General features: G+C 36.8%; 10 protein-coding genes. 8 read left to right on the forward strand and 2 right to left on the reverse strand.

The features are described from left to right. Window positions 1-13: 13 nt before the first annotated feature. A complete protein-coding gene (kdsA, locus tag H7U19_RS03430) occupies window positions 14-832 on the reverse strand; it encodes a 3-deoxy-8-phosphooctulonate synthase (RefSeq protein ID WP_186558809.1) in 819 nt (272 codons plus the stop codon). Between the two features lie 532 nt (window positions 833-1,364). Here kdsA and typA point away from each other — a divergent pair. The 8 genes from typA to H7U19_RS03470 all read left to right on the forward strand — a co-directional run bounded on the left by typA (window position 1,365) and on the right by H7U19_RS03470 (window position 11,753). Then, entirely contained in the window at window positions 1,365-3,164 is a 1,800-nt protein-coding gene (typA, locus tag H7U19_RS03435; RefSeq protein ID WP_186558819.1) for a translational GTPase TypA, read from the forward strand. A gap of 193 nt (window positions 3,165-3,357) precedes the next feature. Beyond that, window positions 3,358-4,662, forward strand: coding sequence for an O-antigen translocase (locus H7U19_RS03440; RefSeq protein ID WP_186558835.1), 1,305 nt, complete (start codon window positions 3,358-3,360; stop codon window positions 4,660-4,662). A gap of 57 nt (window positions 4,663-4,719) precedes the next feature. Then, window positions 4,720-4,932, forward strand: coding sequence for a hypothetical protein (locus tag H7U19_RS03445; protein ID WP_186558838.1), 213 nt, complete (start codon window positions 4,720-4,722; stop codon window positions 4,930-4,932). After that, window positions 4,919-6,301 (forward strand): class I SAM-dependent methyltransferase, encoded by a 1,383-nt coding sequence (locus H7U19_RS03450; protein WP_186558841.1) that lies wholly within the window; start codon window positions 4,919-4,921, stop codon window positions 6,299-6,301. Before H7U19_RS03445 ends, H7U19_RS03450 begins: the two co-directional genes overlap by 14 nt. Then, window positions 6,298-7,797 (forward strand): hypothetical protein, encoded by a 1,500-nt coding sequence (locus H7U19_RS03455; RefSeq protein ID WP_186558845.1) that lies wholly within the window; start codon window positions 6,298-6,300, stop codon window positions 7,795-7,797. Before H7U19_RS03450 ends, H7U19_RS03455 begins: the two co-directional genes overlap by 4 nt. A 78-nt stretch (window positions 7,798-7,875) precedes the next feature. Beyond that, on the forward strand, window positions 7,876-9,165 hold the full coding sequence (locus H7U19_RS03460; protein ID WP_186558847.1) for an O-antigen translocase: 1,290 nt from the start codon (window positions 7,876-7,878) through the stop codon (window positions 9,163-9,165). Beyond that, window positions 9,158-10,711: a phosphoethanolamine transferase gene (locus tag H7U19_RS03465; RefSeq protein ID WP_186558850.1), complete on the forward strand. Its 1,554-nt coding sequence runs from the start codon at window positions 9,158-9,160 to the stop codon at window positions 10,709-10,711. Before H7U19_RS03460 ends, H7U19_RS03465 begins: the two co-directional genes overlap by 8 nt. 1 nt (window position 10,712) lies before the next feature. Next, entirely contained in the window at window positions 10,713-11,753 is a 1,041-nt protein-coding gene (locus H7U19_RS03470; protein WP_186558853.1) for a glycosyltransferase, read from the forward strand. A gap of 11 nt (window positions 11,754-11,764) precedes the next feature. Here H7U19_RS03470 and H7U19_RS03475 read toward each other — a convergent pair whose 3' ends face one another. After that, the gene (locus tag H7U19_RS03475; protein ID WP_186558854.1) at window positions 11,765-12,712 is read right to left on the reverse strand and encodes a glycosyltransferase family 2 protein; all 948 of its coding nucleotides are present in this window, start codon (window positions 12,710-12,712) and stop codon (window positions 11,765-11,767) included. Window positions 12,713-12,795: the final 83 nt, after the last annotated feature.

Below are 12,795 nucleotides of genomic sequence, written 5' to 3' on the forward strand. Positions count from 1 at the left end.
CAGCTAAAGATAACTATAATCCAACAATGGTTTTCCTAATAGTCGCTAAACGAGTTAATAAACCTTCCAAATTGTCTAAATGCAACATATTGGCGCCATCGCTTTTGGCATTTGCAGGATCGAAATGGGTTTCGATAAATAGACCGTCAACATTATTTACAATTCCAGCTCGAGCAATGGTTTCAATCATATCTGGTCGTCCTCCGGTAACTCCGGCAGACTGATTGGGCTGTTGCAGGGAATGCGTAACGTCCAAAACGGTTGGTGCATACTGGCGCATCGTCGGAATACCCCGAAAATCCACAATCATATCTTGGTAACCAAACATAGTGCCCCTGTCCGTAATCCAAGCTTTATCGCTGCCCGAATCCTTTACTTTTTGTACGGCATGTTTCATCGACTCGGGACTCATAAATTGCCCTTTTTTGAGATTTACCACTTTGCCGGTTTCTGCGGCGGCCACCACCAAATCCGTTTGGCGGACCAAAAAGGCAGGGATTTGTAGTACATCCACATATTCGGCCGCCTTTTCAGCATCGGAAACTTCATGGATATCGGTAACCGTGGGCACATCAAAAGTTTCAGAAACTTTCTGTAGAATTTTTAAAGCCTTTTCATCTCCAATTCCCGTAAAACTATCTATCCTGCTACGGTTGGCCTTTTTAAAACTACCTTTAAAAACATATGGAATGCTTAATTTGTCAGTAATGGAAATGACTTTTTCGGCAATTCGCATGGCCATGTCTTCGCCTTCAATGGCACAAGGGCCACATAGTAAAAAGAAATTGTTTGAGGAGGTGTGTTTTAACTTCGGAAGGTGGTTGAGTTGCATCGGCTTAAGGTTTAAGCCATAAAAATACAAGAATTATTTCGTTTGGAAATTTACATGAGCCAAATGAAACAATTTTTGTATTCGTAAATTGATAGTTGAGGTAAAACTAAATTTTGCAATTTTTTGTATTCAAAATTTGGTTTTTCACTGAAGAAAAATACAATTATAAATGTTTATTTCTTTGGTTTCGGATAAACGAAATGATAACGGCAAAATTAATTGCAATTAATAATCCCACAAATACAATATGCTGCTTACTTTGCTGGGAAAGGGAAAGGAAATTGGTGAAAACTTCCAAAACTATAAAAGACAATATCGCAATTAGAACTAACGAAACATGAGGGAAAACATTGGTGAATTTCATCTTAATGGGTAAAATAATTAATCTGGTTCTATCTTAGTTAAACGTTAGAAACCCGAAAAAAGTTTTTTTAGGTTGCGATTATAACATTTCATTAACTAAATATGAAGCGAATATGATTGAAATGTTAAAATATGCCCTACCTTTGCAGGCTTAAACTAAGGATACGCCATGAACAACATAAAAAACATCGCCATAATTGCCCACGTTGACCACGGGAAAACCACTTTGGTAGATAAGATTATGTACCACTGCCAACTGTTTCGTGAAAATGAAAACACAGGTGATTTAATTTTGGACAACAACGATTTGGAGCGCGAACGTGGCATTACGATTACCTCTAAAAATGTTTCCGTTCAGTACAAAAACACAAAGATTAATATTATCGATACCCCTGGGCACGCGGATTTTGGGGGAGAGGTTGAGCGTGTTTTAAATATGGCCGATGGGGTATTGTTGTTGGTGGATGCCTTTGAGGGACCGATGCCCCAAACCCGTTTTGTGTTGCAGAAGGCCATCGATTTGGGATTAAAACCTTGCGTGGTCATCAATAAAGTGGATAAGGAAAATTGTACACCCGATGAGGTTCACGAAAAAGTGTTCGACTTAATGTTTGAATTGGGAGCTGAAGAGTGGCAGTTGGATTTCCCAACGGTCTATGGTTCTGCAAAACACAATTGGATGAGCGAGGATTGGCAAAACCAAACTGACAATATTGAACCGTTATTGGATATGGTCATTGAGCATATTCCTTCGCCAAAAATTGAAGAAGGTACTACTCAAATGTTAATTACTTCCTTAGATTTTTCATCCTTTACGGGACGAATAGCCATCGGACGATTAACACGAGGTGAATTAAAATCGGGCCAAAACATTTCATTGGTAAAAAGGGATGGTTCGATTGTAAAATCAAGAATTAAGGAATTGCACGTTTTTGAAGGTTTGGGCAGGAAGAAAGTAGATGGCGTGCAAGCAGGGGATATTTGCGCCATTGTTGGTTTGGAAGGTTTTGAAATTGGGGATACGGTTGCAGATTGGGAAAATCCAGAAGGTCTGAAAACCATTGCCATTGATGAACCTACGATGAGTATGCTCTTCACTATTAATGACTCACCTTTCTTTGGAAAAGATGGAAAATATGTAACCTCACGCCACATCAAAGAACGTTTGACCAAAGAGTTGGAAAAGAATTTGGCACTTAGGGTTGAAGGTACAGATAGCGCCGATAAATTTATGGTATTTGGTCGTGGTGTATTGCATTTATCCGTTTTAATTGAAACCATGAGGCGTGAAGGATATGAGCTTCAAATTGGTCAACCACAGGTGATTATAAAAGAAATTGATGGTGTAAAATGCGAACCTGTTGAAGAAATGACCATAGATTTGCCAGAACATGTTTCAGGAAAAGCCATAGAAATGGTTACCTTACGGAAAGGGGAAATGCTGAGCATGGAGGCCAAAGGGGACAGAATGGTTTGTGAATTCATTATTCCATCAAGAGGTATTATCGGCTTAAGAAATCAATTGTTAACTGCTACTGCGGGGGAAGCCATTATGGCACATCGCTTTAAAGAATACCAACCCATAAAAGGGGGTATCCCGGAGCGCCAAAACGGAAGCTTGGTGTCCATGGAAAATGGTACGGCTATTCCGTACTCCATTGATAAATTACAGGAGCGCGGTAAGTTTTTTATTGACCCGGGTGAGGATATTTACGAGGGTCAAGTAATCGGCGAAAACTCGCGAGGGGACGATATGACGGTCAATGTTACCAAAACAAAAAAATTGAGCAACGTGCGTTCGGCTGGGGCTGACGATAAAGCAAGGATTGTGCCGGCCATTAAATTTTCGCTCGAGGAAGCTTTGGAATATATCCAAAAGGATGAATATGTGGAGGTAACACCAAACCATTTGAGACTTCGAAAAATTTTCCTAACGGAAGTGGAGCGCAAGCGCAATAAAAGCATTTAGAGGGTTTCGGCCCGTCCTGCCAAAATATTCAGTGTGGGACCACCTATAGATTTCTTTGATTTTATCGTGTAGAAAAAGTCCTATTGTTTTATGCAAAATAATGACCGACTCTTCACTGTTTTTGTATCTTTGGCTGTTTAAAAAATTATACTAAAACAGTTGTTTTTAAGTTTATAATTGAAATTATTTTTCTTTGAAAAATCTAATCGACTACATCAACAATAATGTTCTGGTAAAAATTACTTCGCTTAAAACGTCTTCTTTGGTTGCCCACATGATAGCTGGTATTTTGACGTCAAAGGCCATCGCAGTTTTTATTGGGGCAGAAGGGTTGGCCTTAATCGGGAATCTGAGAAACTTTGTGAGTTCGGCACAAACCGTTGCCACGCTGGGGATGTATAAGGGCATGGTTAAGTACGTAGGTCAGTTCAAAGAAGATTTAATTGAGCTTAGCAAGACCCTTTCTACTGTATATTATTTGGGTTTTATGACTACTATTTGTGTCTCTTTGTCCTGTTATTTTGGTGCGGAGTTTATTAACGATCTCATATTTCCAACTTATAATGATTATGCCTATGTCATCAGGATTTTTGCAATAGTACTGCCTTTTTATGCCTTAAATATGTTCAGTTTTTCAATCATGAACGGGTTCTCAAAGTATAAAATCCTTATAATAATTAATATCATTGGACAGGTTTTAGGCCTAGCTATTACCCTATTGCTCATTTATCAGGACAAATTAGATGGTGCTTTGATTTCGGTGGTTATTGCTGAGTCTATCATTTTTTTAATAACACTTGTTGGTATCATAAACAGAAGGAGTTTAGTACCGTTAATCCATGTCAATCATGTAAGTTTCCGCTACTTCAAAAAGCTTGGGTATTACTCGTTGATGGCACTTTTTTCTGCTGTGATTTTGCCGTTGGTTATCTTGGTCATCCGCTCCTACATCATTGAAACCATAGGTTATAAAGATGCTGGTTTTTGGGAAGCCATGATGCGGATTTCAAAGTATTATTTAATGCTGGTAAGTTCAATGTTGGCGCTTTACGTTATTCCGCGGTTTTCAGAAATAAATGATGTCCAGGAGTTTAAAAAGGAAGTGTTTTCGATTTATAAAAAAGTGATTCCTATTTTTGCTGCAGGGCTTTTGCTGATCTATTTATTGAGATCTCTGATTATATCTACGGTTTTTACAAGTGAATTTGAACCCGTTGAGGATCTATTTTTATGGCAAATCCTAGGTGATTTTTTAAAGGTGCTTTCTATGGTAATTGCTTATCAATTTCTAGCGAAAAAAATGTTTTGGCATTATATTGTTACCGAAGCCTTTTTGGTCGTAATTTTATACACTACAAGTATATATTTCATTAAGTTGTACGGTGTTGAAGGGGCGGTTATAGGTCATTTTGTGAGTTATTTGATGTATTATGGTATCATCTTGTTGATATTTGGCAGTTCGCTTTTTGGTGTTGAAAAGGACGATGCTAATGTCTAGTTCTGAGCCATTATTGCTATGTTTGTAAGATACAAAAGGTAATAACTGAATTTTATTATGGTTTTATTATATTTTGATCCCGGTTTAGGAGCTTTAATTGTGCAAGCCATTGTAGCAGCGGTTGCTGGGGTAGTGTTGTTCTCTAAAAATTTAATGTATAAAGTCAAGCTATTCCTCGGGATTGTAAAACCCGATCAGGACGATTTATTCAATGATATCGAAGTTGAAGACTCCGAAATAGAAGAAGAAAAGCACTTTGAAAATAAATAATCAACATGCTTCTTCCTTCCGCGACCCTTCAGGCTATATTTTTGAAGAAGAAGGTGTCATCCGACGCTGTATATTTCCCATTTATTTCAAGCAATACCATTCCTTAAAAGATTCTGGGTTTTACTCAAAGCTATTTAAAGCGGGACTGCTCATTCCCCACAAACAACTTCTTTCAAATGACGATATAATTGTCATAGAACCTGAACAGGTTCCTTTCATTACGTTTCCCTATGAATGGAGTTTCAATCAATACAAGGAAGCGGCTTTGCTAACTCTTAAACTCCAAAAGTTTTGTTTGGATCATGGCTATTCACTTAAAGACGCATCGGCATTCAATGTGGTTTTCCATAAGGGAAAGGCCGTTTTTATAGATACGCTCTCCATCGATTTTTATGAAGAAAACAAGCCTTGGCGAGCTTATAAGCAGTTTGTGACCCATTTTCTAGGGCCACTGGTTTTGGCCAGTTACCACGGTACTTCTGTTATAACCCTGATGAGCAATTATATGGATGGTATCCCTGCTGAAATTATAGCTTCCATGTTGCCATTTAAAACCAGATTCAATCCAACATTATATACCAACATACACTTGTTGGCAAAATTTGAAAGTGGGCATAGCGAAGATTATGAAGGGAATTCCAAGACAAAAAGCTTGTCCAAACAAGGCCAGTTGAAGATCATAAAAAGCTTATATAATTACATCAAAGGGTTGTCCCTCAAGCAAGATACGGAATGGGGAGATTACTACAATAAAACAAATTACAGTGATATTGCATTTCAAAAGAAAACAGGCATAATCAATACCTTCTTGGAAGGCACAAAAGCAAAAACTATTTTTGATGTGGGGGGGAATAATGGGCTTTTCGTGCGAAAGATGGAGTTGGACTTTGAGTTAGCCTTAGTCTGCGATATCGACAATAATGCCGTGGACGACAATTACAAGCAAATGAAAAGCAATTCTGAAAATAACATGTTGCCCTTTGTTTTGGATTTGTCCAATCCTTCGCCATCCATTGGTTTCAATAATAAAGAGCGCCAATCGTTCCTCGGTCGTATTAAGGCGTTTCGGCCCGATGTTACTATGGCTTTAGCTTTGATACATCATTTGTCGTTATCAAATAATGCGACCTTCGATATGTCCGCCAGATTTTTTGCGACTTTTTCAAAATATTTGATTATTGAGTTTCCCAAGCGAGAGGACTCATGGGTGCAGCGTTTGTTAAACACCAAAGGCGAATTTAAGTCACACTTTGATTTTTATACTTTGGAAAATTTTGAAAAGGCTTATAACAATTATTTCGATATAATTAAAAAAGAGCCCATTTCTGATTCTGAAAGGATAATGTATTTCTTAAAAGCAAAATCATGATTGGTCATTTAAGAAAACGAGTTATCGCCTTTATTTCAGGTGAAAAAAATGTAAAGGGCTTCTGGATCTTGGCAGGTATTGCTTCCGGATTGTACCCCTTGTTGTATTATTATAATGCAAACTTTACATTAATAAATTCATGGCCTCAGTTTCTGTTTTTCGTGACTATATTTTTGATAGTTCCGTGCCTATCTATTTTATTTGCGCGCCTCATATTCCATAAAATAAAAGGGCTTAGTCAGTATAAAAAATATACTGCCCCCGTTTTGAATTTTAGTTTTTTTACGTCCTTGGTTGTTTTATGTACTTATGGCTTCAATGGTAAAGCATTGCCTGTTGCTCTGAGCGTTGCATTTGTGTTAGGTATTTTATTGCATAACCATTTCAGGAAAGTTTTAGTGTTTCAGTTTTTATTGGTGCTTTTGATTTCTCCCAAATTAATACCTGAAATGTACGGTTCCGTAGCTTATTCGGATGCATGGATGGAACAACCAGATGCTATTGAGGATGTCGTATTCAAAACACGGCCCAATATTTATGTGATCCAACCGGATGGGTATGCTAATTTTAATGCTCTGAAGGACGATCCTTATAGTCTTGATAATAGCCAATTTGAAGGATTTTTGGCAGAAAAGGGCTTTAAAACATATAGTGGTTTTAGAAGCAATTATTATACGACATTGAGCTCCAACAGTTCCCTTTTCGCGATGAAGCACCATTATTATCACAACACAAAATATTTCCGAAAGGAATTGATGAACGCTAGGGATATCATAGCAGGGGACAATCCAGTAGTTTCAATTTTTAAACGTAACGATTATAAAACATTTTTGATGTTGGAAGCCCCATACCTGTTGGCCAACAGACCTCAAATACACTATGATTATTGTAATATCAATTATAGAAAAATACCCTATTCTACAAGAGGTTTTGAATTTAAGAAGGACCTAAAACTTGATGTAGAACAGACTATTGTCGAAAATAAAAACACCAATAATTTTTATTTTATTGAAAAACTGACCCCGGGGCACATCTCGACGGATGTTTCAAGGTCTGTGGGGATAGATCAAGAACGTACCGATTATTTAGACCAAGTTAAAAAGGCCAACATTTGGTTGCAAGATATGGTCGATATCATATTAAAAAATGATAAGAATGCTATGATAATAATTATGGCAGATCATGGTGGAGGTGTTGGGCTTAAAGCTATGGGGGAGTGCAGAATAAAACAAACGGATGCCAATTTGGTTTCCTCTGTTTTTACATCTGTTCTGGCCATTAAATGGTCAAACGGAGCTCCTGAGTTTGAGGATAAGCTAGTTTCCAGCGTCAATTTCTTTCGGATTTTATTTTCCCATCTGGGCGAAAACAAGTCTTATTTGAATTATTTGCAGGAAGATAAAAGTTATGTGCCAATTGATGAAGGTGGGCCAAAAGGCATATATGAAGTCCTTAATAATGATGGAGAAATGGTTTTCATAAAGCATGAACGTTAATTCTATTAGATTGCAAATGTCTTTTATTATGTCTAATATTGATTGCTTATAGCCTATGCTTACAAAACAAACGCAACCGTGTTAAAAAAAGTTTCTGATAACCCATTTTTAAAAGTTTTTTCCTTTAACAGCGTGGTGGTGGTTGGAAAGCTAGTGGCATCATTTATAGTGTCAAAAGTAAGTGCGATCTATTTAGGGCCTTCGGGATACGCCATTGTCGGTAATTTGAAAAATGTTCTTCAAGGAGCTTTGGGGGTGACGTCAACGGGTCTTGAAAGTGGTGTTATTAAATATATTGCGGAGAACAAGGCCGATAAAAAGCAATTGCCAACTGTAGTGGCTTCGGCGTTGGCTTTAAGTTTAGGTCTTTCTTTAATTGTGGGACTGTTCTTCTTTGTATTTTCGAGATATTTGAGTACTTCTGTTTTAAAGGACGATTCGCTCAGGTTTGTTTTTAAATATTTAGCCATTCTTTTACCGTTGATTTCATTAAGCTTTTTAATGGTATATATTGCCAATGGTCTGCAAAAGTTTAGGCTTTATACCGCTTTGATTACCATTTCCAACCTTCTAAATGCCGGACTCACATTTGTTCTGATATATTTTTACAATTTGGAAGGCGCGCTCATGGCCAGTATTGTGGTGCCGAGTTTGAGCTTTATTTCAAGTTTGTTTTTTAAGGATATTAGGGATGTATTCCTGGAAGCAGTTGCAAACTTAAAGAGGTTTTCGTCAAAATTTATGAAGTCTATCGGAACGTATGTTGCAATGGCCACCTATTCCTCAATTTTGCTAAGTTTGGTATATCTTTTTATTCGGAACAAAATTATTGCTGACATTGATACGGATACTGCTGGCCTTTGGGAAGCCATGAACAAAATATCATCATTTTATATGATATTCTTTTCATCCTTATACACCTTGTATTTGTTACCACAGTTATCAATAAACAAAACTGTTTCAGGATATTACGGCATAATGAAAACCTATTTTAAGTATTTGATACCGATTGTTTTGGCATTGTTTTTAGGTTTGTTCCTCTTTAGGAATTTGGTCATACAGATATTTTTAACGGATGCCTTTAGCACCATTGAACAATTCTTTTATTTGCAGTTAATTGGTGATTTTATAAAAATTATGGCCTTTTCGATTGCATACCAATTTCATGCAAAAAAAATGGTGAGGTTTTATGTGATAACGGATGCCATTTTATACCTGTCGTTTTATGTGTTAAGCCTGTATTTTATCAATTTGTACAGCCTCCATGGTGTGTTTTACGCCTATATTTTAAGTACAATACTGTATTTGGTTGCTGTAGCCCTTTCTGTATATTTTAACAATTCAAAATACCTTAAAGCCCATGTTTAAAAAACACCACAGCATTTTGATTTTGGGAATGCCAATGTTACTTAAATATGCATTCCAACTGTTGTTTATGGATTGGGCTTTGTTTGATGTTGAGGATATTATTGAAGATGTATTTTTCTTTTGGGTGATTCTTTTTCTGCTGTACAGCAATCTGGTTAAAAAACAGTTCTATAAGGATTTAATTTGCTTTGTTTATGTCCTGTATGTCGTTTTGGAAACCACTTCGTATTTAGCCGTATCATCCAATTTTTCGTCGTCCTTTATGTACTTGCTGTTGGAGTCTAATCCTCAGGAATTTAGCGAGTTTACAAGTTCTTATGTGAGCGTGCCCATCGTTCTTTTCATTGTTTTGAATATTATTTTGTTTTTCGTTATTCGAAGGCATAGTTTCAGAGCATATCATAAATATCACAAATTGATGGGAGTTTTAGGAGTTCTTTTAATAACGGCTGGCTTAAAGTTTACCGGTGCAATTGAAAGCAACGCCTATCATAATACTGTAAGGGGCATTTACGGTTATATCGATCTGCAAAATAGCATGCAGTTTAGTACGACGATTAAAAAAGAAGATGTCATTATAAGTTCGGATAACGAACTGCTGGTATTTGTGTTGGGCGAATCCACTGCTAGGGGTCACATGCAATTGTATGGACATCATAGGGAAACTACCCCGCTATTGAGTGCAATGAAAGACAGTCTGTATGTTTATAATGAGGTAATTTCCACCGACGTGCTTACGTTGAAATCCACGCCTAAAATAATTAGTTCACTTGATATAGATTCGAAGGATGAAGAGTTGATCCATATTGTAGAATTGTTCAATATAGCAGGATTTGATACCTATTGGCTGTCCAACCAACGAGCCATTAGCTATCACGATAATGCCATTAGTAAAATCGCTTCAGCTTCAGATTGGTTTAAGTTTTATAATCATTTGATAGATAAACACACGCTGGTTACGGATGATGTATTGTTGCCCGATTATACAGAAATTTTAAAAAAACCAGGTAAAAAATTGATTGTGCTACGGTTGATTGGGACACATTTTGATTATAGCAAACGATATCCAGAAAAGTTCAATGTTTTTGCCAAAGAAACTGAGGGGCTTTCCGAAGCTGAATTGGCTAATAGATATTACGACAATGCAGTACTGTACAACGATTTTATCGTGTCATCTTTAATTGATAAGCTGAAACAGGAACAACAAAAAAGTGCCCTATTTTATATCTCGGACCACGGCGAAAATATTTATGATGAGGGTACCGATTTTTTCGGACGCTCCGAGGAGATTTTGACTAAGCCGATGTTTGAGATTCCATTTTTGTTGTGGGCTTCCAATGCTTTTGAATTGCCTTCTGATTTTGAATATGTACCGAATAGGAAATTCATGGCCGATCATACCTTTGAAAGCATTTGCCACGTTTTTGGAGTGTCCCATAAGAGTACGGATTTAAAACGGAGCATCTTTAGCGATAGTTTTGTCGAAAGAAAAAGAACGGTCCTGGACAAAGTAGATTTTGATACCTATTTCGAAAGCAATCCTTAATATGAAAATTTGTTTACTTGCCGATTGTTTAAGTTTAGGGGGTGCCGAAAAAATGGCTGCGAATATGTCCGTTTCCTTAAGCAAAAGAGGCTATGATGTTTGGATTGTTTCCATGAAGGATGAAATAGATTACGAATATGCCGGGACACTCTATAATTTTGGAAAAGTAAAGGCGCAACATAATAGATTTCAGGCCTTTTTAAAGTTTAGAGCTTTTTTTAGGCAACACCAGTTTGACGTGATTATTGACCATAGAGTGCGGGACAAATTTTTAAAGGAATTTTTGTTTGCGAAGGTTGTATTTAATGGTTTAAAAGTTGTTTATTGCTGGCACAATGATTCCCAATACCTGTCTGTTTCAAATATTTTTTTGGCGCGCCAAACCATGGCAAAGAAAAATAAAATTGTAGTTGTGAGCAAGGATATAAAGCAACAAATAAAGCAACTATATAATTTTGAAAGCGATGTCATTTATAATTATGTAATTCTAAAAAAGAAGAGGCTCGAAATTGTTCCTGAGCATAATTACGCAATAGCAGTTGGCCGGTTGGAAAAAGTAAAGCAATTCGATGTACTGATTAAATCCTATTTTAATTCTTCGCTGCGTGAAAAAAATATAAAGCTACTTATTTTGGGTGAAGGTTGTGAACGGAAATATTTAGAGCAACTTATCTTAAAGTTGAATTTGCAAGACTATATAGAACTTCTTGGCTTTAGAAATGATGCCGATACATACATACAATATTCTAGAGCATTGATAATGTCTAGTAAATCTGAAGGCTTTCCGATGGTGCTGATTGAGGCTTTGGCTTTAAAAACACCAGTAATATCTTTTGATTGCAAAAGTGGCCCCAGTGAAATCATTCGGCACAATATTAACGGCCTTTTGGTGGAAGACCAAAATAGTGAAAAGCTAACGGAAGCAATGGACAAAATGATTTTAGACAAGGATTTTTACGCGTCTATCAAAGCAAATTTGGAGGAAAGGCCAAATCCGTTTTCAGAAGAAAAAATTATAGCTCAATGGGAGCAGTTGTTTTGAAATAGTCCATTTTAGACAGTTTTCCTTGGCTTAAAGACCCCTGCGGCATTTAGCTTAAGTTTTGTTTTAATGTTGAACAAGATTTTGAGCAATCCAATAGGTAGTTTGATTAATGTGCGCTGCACTAAAGTTAGGTTTTTAAAATCAATATCATGTAGTAGTTCCTTGGCTAACTTTTTATTGGATGACAGTTTTAGGTAGATATAATTAGAGAACCTATTGTAGTCCAAAAACCGTTTTAAATGAGGGTCTTTTGACTCTTCTTGCTTATAAGCATGCAACAATTTGGGGATTTCTTTTTTTTGCGAAAAATTGGACATGTTGTCTTCCATGGTTCTATTGTATATAGCCGTAACCATAGTGTCGTCTAACGCTACTTCATATTTCAGTGCTATCCTTATATATAAGTCGGTGTCCTGTTCTGAGTAGATTTCAGTATCATAATCACCAACATCATCAAACACTCTTTTAGGTATCGCAATAGAATCCGTTAAAGCGATACAACTTTGGAGCGAATGTTTAAAAAAATTAGGGACTATGCCTTTAAAGTTATTTGGCAGACCATTAAACTGAGCTCTATGAGAAATGGTGTCGGATTTTTTCAAGGTATAGCCAGAAGCGTAGATTCCCATATTTGGGTATAGCTTAATCAAGTCGTAAAGTTGCTCTAAATGTCTTTCTGTCCAGAAATCATCGGCATCAATAAAAGTAATGAAGTCGGCCGAAGCATTTTTTATGCCCGTATTTCTGGCTCCAGAAAGCCCCTGGTTTTTTTGGTTTATTAAAATGATCCGGTTGTCCGAAAAACCATCTACTATCTGGACACTGTTGTCCGTACTCCCGTCGTTGACAATGATTACCTCAAAATCCTTAAAGGTTTGGTTTAAAACTGTTAGGAGGGTGTCTTTGATGTAGTTTTCCTTGTTATACAAAGGGATTACAACCGAAAAAAAAGGCATGATTGTTCTAGTTTAATTGGGTAAAATATGATTAGTTCTATATAGTATTAAAAATTAGCTTAGCCGAGCAGGCAAATGTTTTC

Source organism: Hyunsoonleella aquatilis (assembly GCF_014270105.1).
In the GTDB taxonomy this organism is placed as follows: domain Bacteria; phylum Bacteroidota; class Bacteroidia; order Flavobacteriales; family Flavobacteriaceae; genus Jejuia; species Jejuia aquatilis.